This is a genomic window from Rhodoligotrophos defluvii (genome assembly GCF_005281615.1).
GTDB lineage: Bacteria > Pseudomonadota > Alphaproteobacteria > Rhizobiales > Im1 > Rhodoligotrophos > Rhodoligotrophos defluvii.
The window spans coordinates 178401-193593 of record NZ_SZZM01000007.1 but is presented as its reverse complement, the minus strand read 5'-3'; the positions used below and the strand labels follow the sequence as shown (position 1 = coordinate 193593).

At 64.5% G+C, this 15193-nt stretch carries 15 protein-coding genes; 4 read left to right on the top strand and 11 right to left on the bottom strand.

The genetic code is table 11. From position 1 onward, the window contains the following. Positions 1 to 5: 5 nt before the first annotated feature. Entirely contained in the window at positions 6 to 1130 is a 1125-nt protein-coding gene (locus E4P09_RS23455) for a two-component system sensor histidine kinase NtrB (RefSeq protein ID WP_137392080.1), read from the bottom strand. Beyond that, complete coding sequence (gene dusB, locus E4P09_RS23450) at positions 1130 to 2140, bottom strand: tRNA dihydrouridine synthase DusB (RefSeq protein WP_137392079.1); 1011 nt, start codon at positions 2138 to 2140, stop codon at positions 1130 to 1132. The genes E4P09_RS23455 and dusB overlap by 1 nt, the downstream gene beginning before the upstream one ends. A 196-nt stretch (positions 2141 to 2336) precedes the next feature. Between dusB and E4P09_RS23445 the strand changes: the two genes are divergently transcribed. Beyond that, entirely contained in the window at positions 2337 to 3515 is a 1179-nt protein-coding gene (locus E4P09_RS23445) for a bifunctional 2-C-methyl-D-erythritol 4-phosphate cytidylyltransferase/2-C-methyl-D-erythritol 2,4-cyclodiphosphate synthase (RefSeq protein ID WP_137392078.1), read from the top strand. A gap of 11 nt (positions 3516 to 3526) precedes the next feature. Next, complete coding sequence (locus tag E4P09_RS23440) at positions 3527 to 4036, top strand: CinA family protein (RefSeq protein ID WP_137392077.1); 510 nt, start codon at positions 3527 to 3529, stop codon at positions 4034 to 4036. A 72-nt stretch (positions 4037 to 4108) separates the two neighbouring features. On the opposite strand, the gene E4P09_RS23435 is transcribed toward E4P09_RS23440, so the two are convergent. The 8 genes from E4P09_RS23435 to E4P09_RS23400 form a co-directional block, all read right to left on the bottom strand. After that, the gene (locus E4P09_RS23435) at positions 4109 to 4594 is read right to left on the bottom strand and encodes a type II toxin-antitoxin system RatA family toxin (protein WP_137392076.1); all 486 of its coding nucleotides are present in this window, start codon (positions 4592 to 4594) and stop codon (positions 4109 to 4111) included. A gap of 5 nt (positions 4595 to 4599) precedes the next feature. Beyond that, on the bottom strand, positions 4600 to 5577 hold the full coding sequence (lipA, locus tag E4P09_RS23430; RefSeq protein ID WP_137392075.1) for a lipoyl synthase: 978 nt from the start codon (positions 5575 to 5577) through the stop codon (positions 4600 to 4602). Between the two features lie 25 nt (positions 5578 to 5602). Then, the gene (locus tag E4P09_RS23425; RefSeq protein ID WP_137392074.1) at positions 5603 to 5857 is read right to left on the bottom strand and encodes a GlsB/YeaQ/YmgE family stress response membrane protein; all 255 of its coding nucleotides are present in this window, start codon (positions 5855 to 5857) and stop codon (positions 5603 to 5605) included. A 79-nt stretch (positions 5858 to 5936) separates the two neighbouring features. Continuing rightward, on the bottom strand, positions 5937 to 7334 hold the full coding sequence (gene lpdA / locus E4P09_RS23420) for a dihydrolipoyl dehydrogenase (RefSeq protein ID WP_137392073.1): 1398 nt from the start codon (positions 7332 to 7334) through the stop codon (positions 5937 to 5939). 12 nt (positions 7335 to 7346) lie between these two features. Further along, positions 7347 to 8735, bottom strand: coding sequence for a pyruvate dehydrogenase complex dihydrolipoamide acetyltransferase (locus E4P09_RS23415; protein WP_137392072.1), 1389 nt, complete (start codon positions 8733 to 8735; stop codon positions 7347 to 7349). A 21-nt stretch (positions 8736 to 8756) separates the two neighbouring features. Beyond that, the gene (locus E4P09_RS23410) at positions 8757 to 10196 is read right to left on the bottom strand and encodes a pyruvate dehydrogenase complex E1 component subunit beta (RefSeq protein ID WP_137392071.1); all 1440 of its coding nucleotides are present in this window, start codon (positions 10194 to 10196) and stop codon (positions 8757 to 8759) included. A gap of 55 nt (positions 10197 to 10251) precedes the next feature. After that, entirely contained in the window at positions 10252 to 11334 is a 1083-nt protein-coding gene (gene pdhA, locus E4P09_RS23405) for a pyruvate dehydrogenase (acetyl-transferring) E1 component subunit alpha (RefSeq protein WP_137392070.1), read from the bottom strand. A gap of 132 nt (positions 11335 to 11466) precedes the next feature. Continuing rightward, positions 11467 to 11793: an FtsB family cell division protein gene (locus E4P09_RS23400; protein ID WP_205042270.1), complete on the bottom strand. Its 327-nt coding sequence runs from the start codon at positions 11791 to 11793 to the stop codon at positions 11467 to 11469. A 269-nt stretch (positions 11794 to 12062) separates the two neighbouring features. Between E4P09_RS23400 and E4P09_RS23395 the strand changes: the two genes are divergently transcribed. Then, positions 12063 to 12584 carry a hypothetical protein gene (locus tag E4P09_RS23395; RefSeq protein ID WP_137392069.1) on the top strand — a complete coding sequence of 174 codons (522 nt, stop codon included), beginning with the start codon at positions 12063 to 12065 and terminating at the stop codon, positions 12582 to 12584. 346 nt (positions 12585 to 12930) lie between these two features. Beyond that, positions 12931 to 13794, top strand: coding sequence for a hypothetical protein (locus E4P09_RS23390; RefSeq protein ID WP_137392068.1), 864 nt, complete (start codon positions 12931 to 12933; stop codon positions 13792 to 13794). Positions 13795 to 13797: 3 nt separating this feature from the next. Here E4P09_RS23390 and eno read toward each other — a convergent pair whose 3' ends face one another. Beyond that, positions 13798 to 15075: a phosphopyruvate hydratase gene (eno, locus tag E4P09_RS23385; protein WP_137392067.1), complete on the bottom strand. Its 1278-nt coding sequence runs from the start codon at positions 15073 to 15075 to the stop codon at positions 13798 to 13800. Positions 15076 to 15193 lie beyond the last annotated feature (118 nt).

The window sequence follows — 15193 nt, the reverse complement described above, 5'->3', positions numbered from 1 at the left end:
GCGCGTCAGTCCTCTTCGCGGTGCAGCTGGTTATGCATGGGCATGAGGATGCGGAAGGTGGTGCGGCCGTCCTGGGAGGTGCATTCGATGATGCCGCCGTGATCGCGGATGATCTTGGCCACGAGCGCAAGGCCCAGCCCCTTGCCGGAGGGCTTCGTGGTCACGAACGGATCGAACAGGTGCGGCATCAGCTCTTCTGGAATGCCGGGCCCCGTATCGTGCACGCAATATTCGAGCGGCAGGGTAACGCGCTCGTTCGAGCCCGGCACCTTGAGCCGCATGCCCGGCCGGAACGCGGTCGACAAGGTGATCTCGCCACTGTCCCCGTCTGAGCTGATGGCCTCCGCCGCGTTCTTCACCAGGTTCATGAACACCTGGATCAGCTGATCCCGATTGGCCAGCACTGGCGGCAGGGACGGGTCGTATTCCTCGTTGATCCGGATGCCGCGGGCGAAGCCGTTGATCGCCACCGCCTTCACGTGGTCCAGCACCGCATGGATGTTGATGGGCGCGCGCTCCACCGGACGCTCGTCGGCAAATTCCTCCATCTGATCCACGAGGGTGCAGATACGGTCCGTCTCCTCGCAAATGAGCCGCGCGAGCGCCCGGTCCTCGTCCGAAAGGGCCGGCTCCAGCAGCTGGGCGGCGCCGCGGATGCCCGAAAGCGGGTTCTTGATCTCATGCGCCAGCATGGAGGCCATGCCGGTGACCGAGCGGGCCGCATTGCGATGGGTCAGCTGGCGGTCGATCTTATGCGCCATGGAGCGCGGCTGCAGCACGATCAACACGAGCTCGCGACGCTCCGGCACCGGCACCACCTGCAGGTCCACGAGCCGCTCGCCTCCGGTGCGCGGTGTGCCGACATCCACGGCGTATTCGTGGATGCTGACGCCGGTCTGCCGCACCTGGTCCACCAACGTGAGAATCGGGCTCGCGAACGGCACCAGCTCGGCCAATCGCTGGCGCTTGAGCAGCAGCGCGCTGGTCTGGAAGAAGCCTTCCGCCGCCACATTGGCGAACAGCACACGGCCGTCCGCATCCACGGTCAGCAGCGGGTCGGGCAAAGCGCTGACCAACATATCCGCCTCCGGCGGCTCTGGCTGCGGCAACAGATCTGCGGCTTTCGGCATCACGCGGCCATCCTGTCGCTCGCCTCGCCATAGAGCGCGTTGAGGTGGTGGCGGACCATGCCCGGCTCACCGGCCGCGCAAAGGCGCTGCCGCCACGCAGCTGCGGCGGCGGCCGTGAGGTGCCCGTCATCGCGCAGCACCTCGACTGTCCAGCCCAGGTGCTTGCGGGCGCAGCGCAGGCCCATGTCACGCCCATAGTGCTCCAGCATGGCTTCGTAGTGCTCCATCGCGAGCGCGTGCTGTTCGGCAAGTCCGGGCGCCGGGCGGCCGCGGCCCGGGTCCAGCGCCTCGGCAAGGGTGCCCGGCAGCCACGGCCGGCCGTAGGCGCCACGGCCGATCATCACCCCGTCGGCGCCCGATTGTTCGAGCATCCGCCTGATGTCGGCGAGACTTGTCGCGTCGCCATTGGCGATCACCGGTATGGTGACGGCCTGCTTGACCGCCCGGATCGCGGCCCAGTCGGCCCGGCCCGTATAGAACTGGCAGCGGGTGCGGCCATGTACGGTGACCAGTGCCACCCCTTCCGCCTCCGCCCGGCGGGCAAGCTCGGGCGCGTTGATGGAGGTCTCGTCCCAGCCGAGCCGCATTTTGAGGGTGACCGGCACGGTTGCCGCCCGGACGGTTGCCCGCACCAGGCGCGTGGCATGGTCGAGGTCGCGCATGAGCGCCGAGCCGCAGAGGCCGTTGGTCACCTTGCGGGCCGGGCAGCCCATGTTGATGTCGATGATGTCGGCCCCCAGACTTTCGGCTACGCGGGCGCCCTCGGCCATCCACCGTTCCTCGCGGCCAGCCAACTGGATCACCAGCGGCCTGACCTCCCCTGCCCCGGCGGCGCGGCGTAAGGTTTCGGGATTAGCGGTGACCAGCGCCTCGCTCGCCACCATCTCGGACACGACGAGGCCGGCGCCGAACCGATAGGCCAGACGCCGGAACGGCAGGTCCGTCACCCCCGACATGGGCGCCAGGAACACCCGGTTGCGAATGTCACGAGAGCCGATCGCGATGCTCATAAAATAGGCAATCCACCGCATCGATTAACTGTTGAGCAATCTGCGGCAAGTTTCTCCAAAGCGCAAGGCTTGCGCAATGCGACGGTAGATGGAGAGCGCAGATGTCGCAGCGACCCCGCAACAAATCGACGGTCGACTTTTCCGGCAGATTGTTTAAAGCGCTCGTGGCTTTCCTCTACTGCAAGGCATTGCTGATATGACCACAGCCGCCCTGATCGTCGCTGCAGGATCCGGTGTCCGAGCCGGTGGGCCATTGCCCAAGCAGTACCAGACCATCGGCGGCCAGCCGGTGCTGCGGCGGACGGTCGAGGCTTTCCTCCATCATCCTGAGGTCGACCATGTTCAGGTGGTGATCGGCCCCGATCACCACGCCCTCTGCGCCGAAGCGCTGGCCGGCTTGAATCTGCTCCCCCCCGTGGCCGGAGCGGCAACCCGGCAGGGCTCCGTGTTCAATGGGTTGCAGGCGCTCGAGCCATTGGCGCCGCAAGCGGTGCTCATTCACGACGGCGCCCGTCCTTTCGTCAGTACCACCCTGATCTCGACTGTGATCGGCGCGCTCCGGCAGCATGACGCTGCCATTCCCGCCGTGCCCATTGCCGAGACCATCAAGCGGGTGAGCGAGACGCGCACGATCGCGGCCACGGTGGACCGTCAGGGCTTGTGGGGCGCACAGACACCGCAAGCCTTCCGTTTCGATACCATATTCGAGCTTCATAAACGGGCGGCAGATGGCAATCTCACCGATTTCACCGATGACGCCTCCCTGGCGGAATGGGCTGAGGTGCCCGTCGCAGTGGTCGAGGGAGAGAGGCAGAACGTGAAGCTCACCACGTCCGACGACATTGAGATGGCTGATACCCGGTTGCGCCAGGCGGAATGGGCTGCGCTCGCCGATATCCGCGTCGGCCAGGGCTTCGACGTGCATCAATTTGGCCCGGGCGAGCATGTCACCCTGTGCGGGGTCCGTATCCCGCATACGCACGGGCTGGTGGGCCATTCGGATGCGGACGTGGCCATGCATGCCCTGACCGATGCCATTTTCGGCGCCATTGGCGAAGGCGATATCGGTGTGCACTTCCCGCCGAGCGACCCCCAGTGGAAGGGTGCCGCATCGGCGGTCTTCCTGAAAGAGGCCGTGCGCAAGGTGCATGCCTTGGGGGGCATCATCGCCCATTGCGACATCACCATGGTGAGCGAGGCGCCGCGCATAAAGCCGCATGTGCCGGCCATGAAGGCTGAGCTTGCGCCCGTTCTCGGCGTGACCGAGGATCGGGTGGCGATCAAGGCGACCACCAATGAGCAGATGGGCTTTATCGGCCGCCGGGAAGGCATGGTGGCCTATGCCACGGCCACGGTCCGGCTGCCCTTGAGGTGAGGAGCAAGGACATGTTCGATGACGAAGTCATCCGGGAAGCGCGCGCCGTGCTCGACCTTTGCGCCAGTCGCAAGATGAAGATCACCACGGCCGAATCCTGCACGGGTGGGCTGATCAGCGCCTGCCTGACGGAGATACCCGGTTCTTCCGCCTTCGTGGATCGCGGCTTTGTCACCTATTCCAACGAGGCCAAGAGCGAGCTCTTGGGCGTCCCGGCCGATATGATCGAGACCCATGGTGCGGTCAGCGAGCAGGTGGCCAGGGCCATGGCCGAAGGGGCGCTGGAGCGCTCGAAGGCGGATATCGCGGTCAGCGTCACCGGCATTGCCGGGCCCGACGGCGGCAGCGAGGCAAAGTCCGTGGGGCTCGTGCATCTTGCCTGCGCCGCGCGCAATGGGCCGACCCTGCACCGTCGCATGCTGTTCGGCAACCAGGGGCGGCACCGGATCCGCATTCTGAGCGTTCGGACGGCCTTCGTGCTGATCTCGCAGCAGCTCGACGAGAGCACGGCAACGGTGTGACGGCCGCGGTCTACCAGTCGGCATGAACCGCTGAACGTCCTTCTCCGTCATGCGCGGAAGCGGCTGGCGGATCTAGATGCGCGCGACCTGCGCCTTCAGCGTGTTGCCGTAGATGTGGTCGGCACGGTCGCGAAACGCGTGCACGATCCGCTGGAACGCCTTGTCGAACATGACCGACATCAGCATCTGCAGCGTGAAGGAGCGCATCTGGTAGGTCAGGTTGAAGTCGATGCGCGAAGCGCTCTCGCTCAGCGGCACGAAATGCCAGTCCGCCTGGAGCTGCTTGACAGGACCGGTGTTCGAAATCGACTGGATGTGCCCGCGCGCCGGATCCAGGGTCACGTCGCTCACGAAAGTCTCGTTGAGGTGCAGCTTCTCATAGCCCACCACCAAGGAGGCCTTCAGCGCTTCGCGCCCGTCGGCCAGGGGTGCCCGGCTATGGATGACCGCCTTCTCGCACAGCGGCACGAATTCGGGATAGCTGCCGATATCGGCCGCCAGCGCGAACATCTGGTCCGCGCTATAGGGCATGCGATAGCTCGTCTTGAAATCGCGCATCAGGCTCAGCTTTGCGAGGTTTGCTTGCGGCCGGCGAGCTTCGCGGCCCGGGCAGCCCGCAGCCGCGCGAAGTCGTCGCCCGCATGATGCGACGAACGGGTCAGCGGGCTCGACGAGACCATCAGGAAGCCCTTGGCATAGGCAATCGACTCGTAGGCCTTGAACTCCTCCGGCGTTACGAAACGATCGACCGCGATGTGCTTGCGGGTCGGCTGTAGATACTGGCCGATGGTGATGAAATCCACATCGGCTGCGCGCATGTCGTCCATGACCTGCAGCACCTCGTCGCGGGTTTCGCCCAAGCCGACCATGATGCCGGACTTGGTGAAGATGGACGGGTCCTTCTCCTTCACCTGGTGCAGCAGCCGCAGGGAGTGAAAGTAGCGCGCGCCGGGCCTGACCCGCAGGTATCGGGAGGGAACGGTCTCGAGATTATGGTTGAACACGTCGGGGCGGGCCGCTGCGACGACGTCGAGCGCGCCGTCTTTCCTCAGGAAGTCGGGCGTGAGGATCTCGATGGTGGTGGCCGGATTGCGCCCACGCACCGCGTGGATAACCCGGGCAAAGTGCTCAGCGCCCCCATCGGGCAAGTCGTCGCGGTCCACGGATGTGATGACCACGTGGCTGAGGCCGAGCTTGGCCACCGCATCCGCCACGTGGGCGGGCTCGTCCGGGTCGAGCGCCAGCGGCAGCCCGGTGCGCACATTGCAGAAGGCGCAGGCACGGGTGCAGATCTCGCCCATGATCATGAAGGTGGCGTGCTTCTTCGACCAGCACTCGCCGATATTGGGGCAGCCCGCTTCCTCGCACACCGTGACCAGGTTGTGCTCGCGCACGATCGCCCGAGTCTCCTGGTACACGGGCGAACCCGGCGCACGCACGCGGATCCAGTCCGGCTTGCGCAGCACGGGACTGTCAGGACGATGCGCCTTCTCCGGGTGGCGCGCCGCCGGCGGTTCCATCCTGTCGATCAGCGTGACCATTCAAACCCGCCAAACCCGGCACTTGCTACCGCTTGCGGAAAAAAACGCCCAGAAGAAACAAAAGGATGATCGCGCCTATGGTGGCCACGATCAGCGAGCCGATCCAGCCCGGCGCCACCTCGATCCCGACCGTGCGGGCAAGCCATCCGCCCAGCACCGCCCCGATCACGCCCACGAGAAAATTGGTGAACAGGCCATGGCTGCGGTCCATCACCTTTTCGGCAATCCAGCCGGCGATGATGCCGATGATGATCCACGAGATCCAACCGACGCCCTCCATCACCCCCGCTCCTTTCAACCAGATCCGATCCCTCGCGCCCGCAAGCGCCTATGTGACGCGGCCGCTGCTCACGACCCCGTCACATGTGGATGACCCTGCCATAAGCGTCAAGCACCGACTCGTGCATCATCTCAGACAGGGTCGGGTGGGGGAAGACCGTGTGCATCAGCTCTTCCTCGGTGGTCTCCAGCGTCATGGCGATGACGAAGCCTTGGATGAGCTCGGTCACCTCCGCGCCCACCATGTGGGCGCCGAGCAGCTGGCCGGTGGCCTTGTCGAAAATGGTCTTGACCAGGCCTTCCGGCTCACCCAGGGCGATCGCCTTGCCATTGCCGATGAAGGGAAAGCGACCGACCCTGATCTCATAACCCGCTTCCTTGGCTTTCGCCTCAGTGAGGCCGACGGAGGCGACCTGCGGATAGCAATAGGTGCAGCCGGGGATCTTCAGCTTGTCTAGCGGGTGGGGGTCAAGCCCGGCGATCTTTTCGATGCAGATTACCCCCTCGTGCTCGGCCTTGTGGGCCAGCATGGGCGGACCCGCCACATCGCCGATGGCATAAATGCCCGGCTCTGCCGTGCGGCCGAAGCCATCGGCCACGATGATGCCGCGCTCGGCCTTCACCTTAGTGGTCTCGAGCCCGATGTCCTCGACATTGCCGACCACGCCAACCGCCGAGATCACCCTGTCGACGGTGATTTCCTGGCGGGTCTTGCCGTCGTCGACCACGGCGGTGACGCTGTCCTGGCCCTTCTTGAGGCTCGCCACCTTGGCTGACGTGAAGATCTTGATCCCCTGCTTCTCGAAGCGCTTGCGGGCATGGGCGGCGATTTCCGCATCCTCCGCCGGCAGGATCTGCGGCAGTACCTCGACCACGGTCACCTCCGCGCCCATGGTGCGATAGAAGGATGCGAACTCAATGCCGATCGCGCCTGAGCCGATCACCAGCAGCGAGGCCGGGATCTTCTCGGGCACCATGGCCTCGAAATAGGTCCAGACAAGCTTCTGGTCGGGCTCCAAGCCGGGGAGGACGCGCGGTCGGGCGCCCGTGGCCAGGATGATGTGCTTGGCGCTGTAGCGGCCCTGCTCCTTACCGTCCTTCGCGACGATGATCTTGCCCGGCCCGTCCAGGCGCGCCCGGCCATCGATGACGGTGACCTTGTTCTTCTTCATGAGGTGGGCGACGCCGCGGTTGAGCTGGCCCGCCACGTTGCGCGAGCGCTTGACCACCGCGGCCGGGTCGTAGCTCACCTTCTCGGCCGAAAGGCCGTAATCGCCGGGATGCTGCATGAGATGATAGACCTCGGCCGAGCGCAGCAGCGCCTTGGTCGGGATGCAGCCCCAATTCAAGCAGATGCCACCGAGATGCTTTTCCTCGACCACGGCGGTCTTGAAGCCGAGCTGGGCCGAGCGGATCGCGGTGACATAGCCGCCGGGCCCCGAACCGATGATGATGACATCGAATGCGTTGTCCGCCATGTGCTCCAGCCTCTAAACCAGCATCATCGCCGGATCTTCCAGCAGGTTCTTGATGACCTGCAGGAACTCGGCGCCAAGCGCTCCATCCACCGCGCGATGATCGGTGGACAGGGTGAGCGACATCACGGTGCGCACGACGACCGCGTCATTGATCACGATTGGCCGCTTCTCGCCCTCGCCCACCGCCAGGATGGTCGCTTGGGGCGGGTTGATGACCGCGGCGAAATCCTTAATGCCATACATGCCGAGATTGGATATGGCCGTGGTGCCGCCCTGATACTCCTCCGGCTTCAGCTTGCGGGCCCGGGCCCGGGCGGCATAATCCTTCATCTCGTTGGAGATGGTGGCCAGGCCCTTGGTCTCCACATTGCGCACCACCGGCGTGATCAGCCCGCCGCGAATGGCCACGGCCACGCCCACATCGGACTTGCGGTGGCGCAGCATGCCCTCCTCCGTCCAGGTCACGTTGGCATCCGGCACCTGCTGCAGGGCCGAGCCCATGGCCTTGATGACGAAGTCGTTGACGGAGATCTTGTAGGCTGGTGCGCCGTCGGGTCCCTTCGGCGCCCGGGCATTCAGCCGCGCCCGTGCTTCGAGCAGCGCGTCGATGATCACATCGACCGTGAGGTAGAAATGCGGAATGGTCTGCTTGGCCTGGGTCAGCCGGCGCGCGATGGTGCGGCGCATGCTGTCATGGGGCACGAGCTCGTAGCTGCCCTCTTCGTAGAGCCTGCGGATTTCCTCGCTGGAGGGACCGGCAACGAAGCCGGCGGCCTGAGCCGGTGCGGGCTGGGCCGGTGCCTTTACTGGGATGCCGGTGCTGATCGCCTGCTCGATATCAGCCTTGACGATGCGGCCATGAGGCCCGGAGCCCTGCAGGGCGGCCAGGTCCAAGCCGGCCTCCCGGGCCAGGCGGCGCGCCAATGGCGAAGCGAAGATGCGCTCGCCCCTGCCCTCCTCCGCTACCGGCTTGGCGGCCTCCGCCCGTTGCGCTTGCGCCTGTGACGCTTGCGCCTGTGGCGCTTGCGCCTTGGATATTTGGGCCTCAGGTGCCGGGGGCTTGGGCGCCTCCGCCTTGGACGCTTCCGCCCTAGGCTTTTCTGTCTTAGGCGCTGGTTTGGCTGCTGCTGCCACGTCGCCGATATCGGCGGCGCTCTCCCCTTCGCCGAGCAGCACGGCAATCGGCGTGTTCACTTTCACCCCATCCGTGCCCTCGGGAACGAGGATCTTGCCCAGCTTGCCCTCGTCGGCGGCTTCCACCTCCATGGTCGCCTTGTCCGTCTCGATCTCGGCGATGACGTCGCCGGATGCAACCGTGTCGCCTTCCTTCACGAGCCACTTGGCCAGCTTGCCTTCTTCCATGGTGGGAGAGAGCGCCGGCATGAGGATGGGGGTTGGCATGAGCAGCGTCCTGAACAGGGATCAGCGATAGAGAACCTTGTGCACCGCCTCGACCACTTCATCGACCGAGGGTAGCGCGAGCTTCTCCAGATTGGCCGCATAGGGCATCGGCACATCCTTGCCATTGACCCGCAGCACGGGGGCATCAAGCCAGTCGAAGGCGTGCTCCATCAGCCGTGCCGCAATTTCCGAGCCGATGGAGCAGACCGGCCACCCTTCCTCCACGGTCACGCAGCGGTTGGTCTTCTTCACGCTCTCGATCACCGTTTCGGAATCGAGGGGGCGCAGGCTGCGCAAGTCGATCACTTCGGCCTCGATGCCGTCGGCGGCGAGCTTCTCGGCCGCGTCGAGCGCATAGTGCATGCCGATGGAATAGGACACGATGGTGACGTCGCGGCCGGGCCGCGCGATGCGGGCCTTGCCGATGGGCAGCACCCAGTCCTCGAGCTTCGGCACCTCGAAGGCGCGGCCATAAAGCAGCTCGTTCTCCAGGAAGATGACCGGATTGGGATCGCGGATCGCCGCCTTGAGCAGGCCCTTGGCATCGGCCGCCGTATAGGGCGCGATCACCTTGAGACCCGGCACATGAGCATACCACGAGGAAAAGTCCTGGCTGTGCTGGGCGGCAACCCGAGCGGCCGCACCATTGGGGCCGCGGAACACCATGGGCGCGCCCATCTGGCCGCCGGACATATACAGGGTCTTGGCGGCGGAATTGATGATCTGGTCCATGGCCTGCATGGCGAAGTTGAAGGTCATGAACTCGACGATCGGCTTGAGGCCGCCGAACGCCGCGCCCACGGCGAGGCCCGCAAAGCCGTGCTCGGTGATAGGCGTGTCGATCACCCGCCGCGGGCCGAACTCGTCGAGCAATCCTTGCGTGACCTTGTAGGCGCCCTGGTATTCCGCCACTTCCTCGCCCATGACGAAGACGCGGTCGTCGGTGCGCATCTCTTCCGCCATGGCATCCCGCAGCGCCTCGCGCACCGTCATCGATACGAGCTCGGTGCCCTCCGGGATTTCGGGGTCGCCCTGCAACGCCCGTCCGGTGGTCGGCGGACCACCGGCAGCGGCCGGCCTGCCTTGGGGACCGGCCGCCGGGCGAGAGCCCGAGCCTTCTGACGGCGCCTTCTCGACCACCGCTTCGGGCGATGCGGTCGAGGGCTTCTCGCCGGCGGGCGGGGCTTCGCGCTCCTGCAATGGGGCTGTAGCATCTTCGCCCTCACCCACCAGCACGGCGATCGGCGTGTTCACCTTCACACCTTCGGTTCCCGCCGCAACCAGGATCTTGGCCAGCGTGCCCTCGTCTGCGGCCTCGACCTCCATGGTGGCCTTGTCGGTTTCGATCTCGGCGATCACGTCGCCGGACGAGATCTTGTCGCCTTCCTTGACCAGCCATTTGGCCAGCGTGCCCTCCTCCATGGTGGGAGACAGGGCCGGCATCAATACAGGAGTGGGCATGCATCAATTCCCGCGGGAAAAGGATTGGGGATAGCTCCAGCCAAGCGCGAGGCTGCTAGGCCGTTTCCACATAGACGTCGGTCCACAGCTCGGACGTATCGGGCTCCGGATCGGACTGCGCGAACTCAGCCGCTTCGGTCACCTGCTCGCGGACCCTGCGATCGATGTCCTTGAGCTCGTCCTCGCTCGCCATGCCCTTGTCCAGCAATCGCTTGCGCACCTGCTCGATCGGGTCGTGCTCCTGGCGCATGCGCTGCACCTCGTCGCGCGTCCGATACTTGGCGGGGTCCGACATGGAGTGGCCGCGATAGCGGTAGGTGCGCATCTCGAGAATGATGGGTCCCTTGCCGGCCCGGCAATGGGCCGTCGCATAATCGCCCGCGCCTTTCACGGCGCGCACATCCATCCCGTCCACCCGTTCTCCAGGTATGCCGAAGGAAAGCCCGCGATGGTAGAGCTCTTCCGCCTGGGCGGCGGCGCGGGTGACCGAGGTGCCCATGGCATATTGGTTGTTCTCGATGATGTAGACCACTGGGAGCTTCCACAGGGAGGCCATGTTGAAGCTCTCATAGACCTGGCCCTGGTTGGCCGCGCCCTCGCCGAAATAGGTCAGGCACACCGAATCGAGTTCGCGATATTTGTTGGCGAAGGCGAGGCCGGTCCCGATCGGCACTTGAGCGCCGACGATGCCATGGCCGCCGAAGAACGCCTTCTCGCGGCTGAACATGTGCATGGAGCCGCCCTTGCCCTTGGAATAGCCGCTGCGGCGGCCGGTGAGCTCGGCCATGACGCCCTTGGGATCCATGCCGGTGGCCAGCATATGGCCGTGATCGCGATAGGAGGTGATCACCTGGTCGCCGGGCTGGAGCGCCATCTGCATGCCCACCACCACGGCCTCCTGGCCGATATAGAGATGACAGAAGCCGCCGATATAGCCCATGCCATAAAGCTGCCCCGCCTTCTCCTCGAACCGCCGGATCAGCAGCATGTCGTGATAGGCAGAAAGCTCCTGCTCGCGTGTCAGGTCGGCCAGAGCGAAAGGTGTGGCCGACGCGGACGGCTTTGCCGCCCTGCGGCTCCGGGCGTCCTTGCTCGTCTCGCTGTTCTTGGCTGCGGCTCTGGCCCTGGGTGGCGCCATCACTGTCTCCCCAAACGGTTGCGCGCGAGAGAATAGCGTCTTCACCGATGGGATGCCACCGGGAAGTGACGGCCAAGTTCAGTTATTAACACACTGATTTGGCTATAGTTTTCCGGATTAACTCGATTTTGGTTATTCGACGAAGTGGGCCATGCCGCCATTGCGCTCGACAGGAATCGACCTGTCATTCTCGTGAACGAATCCCAGCGAGGCGCGCGCTTCCTCATCCAACATGTCCGGGTCGATGCTTTCGGGCCTGAGCAGTACCACCCGCCGCTCCAGGGCCAGACGCTGTTCCCTGAGCCCGGCGAGCTGTTCCTTCAGCCGGCCCACCTCGAGCTTCAATTCCGCGACCCGCTCGACCCCGCGGCTGCCATGGAGACCGTGCCAGGTGAAATAGCCCAGTGCACCCAAGGCGGCGAACATGAAGACGACAGCGGATTTCGATTTGAGACGCATGGAATGTCCGGACGGCAGCCTGAGGCGACTATGCGCTCAGTGCGCTAAGAATTTGTGAACAATATTTAATGCCCACTTCGCTCGGCTTATTCTATTTTGGGTTGCAATCCCGAGCGGCGCTGCCTTTCCATGTCAGCTTTTCCAGACAACGTGCCATTTGGGTTTGGGTCACACCCCCGCAGCACAGGCGGCCGATCAAACGTCACCTTCAGAAGCTGTCGACCAGGGCGACGTCAGCTCTAATTATTTTAGCAAGATGAGGCGCTCGAATGCTGGAGCAGATCCTGACACAGAGAGGTTGCGGAATTCCGAGAGATTGGGCCAGTTTTCTCGATCGTGCATTTGGCCTACCCACAATACCCTTGCCCAGGAACCTTCAACCTGCCGGCAAGGACTTAGGAAATCACAATCAGGCACAAAGCATCCTTGAGGTTCAGGGCACGCATCTTGATCTGGGAGGTACCCATTTCGACATGAGCGGCACGAACTTCGATCCGCGATTCACATCGCCTCAAGACCTTTCTGGGCTTCACCGCCATGACTATCGCGCCGCTCCGATCACCGCCTTTCTAAGCGAGAGCCAGAAGCGGGAATGGGCCGAAAGCGGCGTATTGAAACTCCGCCCCTCAGAGCCAGCGTCCGCCCACCACCATGTGGAAGGCGCGGCAACGGGCGCGCCTCTGGCAGCGCAACCAGACCAGTCCGGCCATCACATCGCGGACCAGCAGCATTCACCGGACCACCAGTCCGCCGCGGCGTCCGACCAGGCTGGAACCTCCTGGCTGACGTGAATAGGGCCGGACACACGGATCCCCCCGCTTCAGCCGGCGCTGAAGAGCTGGCATCGCGTTGGCCAGAGGCCCGAGCCCGCTTTATGCAACATAAGGTTGCAATAAAGCGCGACGGTCTCTAACCTGCCGCGGATTTCTGATCGGCAGCGCGGCGGCACTGAGCGCCAATCCCGAAACAGGGTTATCCACAGTGGGTTCGTTCTCAAAGTTCATTGGACGTCTCTTTTGCGGGTTCACCACGTCTGCGGAGATATTGGAACCCCCGTATGAGCCCTCGCCGTCAAATGCACTCACGGCGCGATTTCTAGAAAGCGGCGAGCCGTTTGGCGCGCGAGACGATGGTCATATGCTGGCCGGCATCTCCACGCCCAGCATATCCCTCCACACCTATGGCGGCCCTGACGGCCTCGTGCGCTCGCCTTCACTGGCCAGTCTCTACGATAACCTGCCCGATCTCCGCACCGGCAGCTGGCATTTCAGTCCGAACGAGCCTATGTGGCGTGGTCTGAGCCATGACGCTGTGAGCCTTGGCCGCTCGGGATCGCCCTATGGTTCTGAAGGATACGCGACACTCAGCCAGGCCAGCAGCGGGACCAGCACTCCGGATCCCGCAGGGCGGGTCTCCGGATCGCTCGGCTCCGACCCGATGCTTGACGGAACCAGACGGGGCGGCCAGCCAACGGAATGGATCCACGCCTTGCTTGAGCAGAACAGCGATCTTCGACCGCCTCCCCCGGAGCCTGCTTTCGAAAGCTATTCGCTGCGCACCTCCGATGCCTTGGCCCAAAGCCTCGTGAGGTTCCAGTTTATGATCGACAACGAGCTCGCGAAGCTGAAGACGCTCGCCGGAATGCCGCTGCCTGACGCTGACCGAATGCTCGTGGCCGATCAGTTGGGGGCGCGCGCCGAATGGCTCGTCGAGGGACTGGGTGGATTTCTGCCGGCGCACCCGCCGAAAGGCATCCCGACGGCCGAAGCCATCGACGCCCGGAGACTATGGCTCTTACACCGGCTCGACGATGTTGTTTTCGGCGCGGCGAATGGCGATGGCACCGCCATGGACGGCCTCATCCATCAATTCAAGACAGACTTGAACCACTACGTGAGCGAGACGCCGCGATATCCCGTCGAGCCGGATCCGATCCCTTTCATAGATGACGACGAGCCGCGGCCACACGTCACAGCGCCAGAGCAGGACCGCCTGCTGTGACGGTCACCCCTTGAGCACCGAACGGCCGGCGTAGCTCGCCGCCGTGCCCAGCTGCTGCTCGATGCGCAGGAGCTGGTTGTATTTGGCAAGACGGTCGCTGCGCGCAAGGGAGCCAGTCTTGATCTGCCCGCAATTGGTGGCAACCGCCAGATCGGCGATGGTGCTGTCTTCGGTCTCACCCGACCGGTGCGACATCACGGCCCGGTAGCCCGCCTTGTGCGCCACCTCCACCGCCTCCAGGGTCTCGGTGAGCGTGCCGATCTGGTTGACCTTCACCAGAATGGCGTTGGCGGCTCCCGCTGCGATGCCGTCGCGCAGGCGGGCCGGGTTGGTCACGAACAGGTCATCGCCCACCAGCTGCACCCGCTGGCCAAGCCGTGCCGTCAAGGCCTGCCACCCCTCCCAATCGTCCTCGGCCATGCCGTCTTCGATCGAAATGATGGGGAACCGTGCCACGAGGTCGTTCAGGTAGTCGGCCATGCCGTCGGCATCCAGCACCTTGCCCTCGCCTTCCAGGTGATAGCGGCCGTCCTTGTAGAACTCGGTCGATGCGCAATCGAGCGCCAGGAACACGTCCTCGCCGGCCGTGTAGCCCGCAAGCTCGATGGCCCGCATGATGAAACCCAGAGCCTCGTCGGTCGAGGACAGGTTGGGGGCAAATCCGCCTTCATCCCCTACATTCGTATTGTGACCCGCCGCCTTGAGCTCCTTGCGCAGGGCATGGAACACCTCCGCACCCACCCGCAGCGCTTCCGCGAAGCTTGGGCTGCCGACCGGCATGATCATGAATTCCTGGATATCGATCGGGTTGTCGGCATGTGCCCCGCCGTTGAGGATGTTCATCATCGGCACCGGGAGTGCACGGGCGGAGGTGCCGCCCACATAACGATAGAGCGGCAAGCCGCTGGCATCCGCCGCTGCCTGCGCCACCGCGAGCGACACGCCGAGAATGGCGTTGGCGCCGAGCCGCGACTTGTTGTCTGTCCCGTCCAGCTCGATGAGCGTACGGTCGATATCGACCTGGTCCTCGGCATCGAAATTGGCAATCGCCTCGAAAATCTCGCCATTCACCGCCGCCACCGCCTTGGTCACGCCCTTGCCGCCATAGCGGGTCGCATCCCCATCGCGCAGCTCGACCGCCTCGTGCGCGCCTGTGGACGCGCCCGACGGGACCGCGGCGCGGCCGAAGGAGCCATCCTCAAGAACCACATCAACCTCGACCGTAGGATTTCCACGGCTGTCCAGGATCTCGCGCGCAGTAATGTCGACAATGGCGGTCATAGGGGCTCCACTTCTTGGGAATGGCACGGGCGGTGGTTCTATAACCGGCCACGGCTTGTCGTGGAAGTGGCCACCGCGAAGGCGCTTGGGCGCACCCTGCCCCACGCCTATACACCGA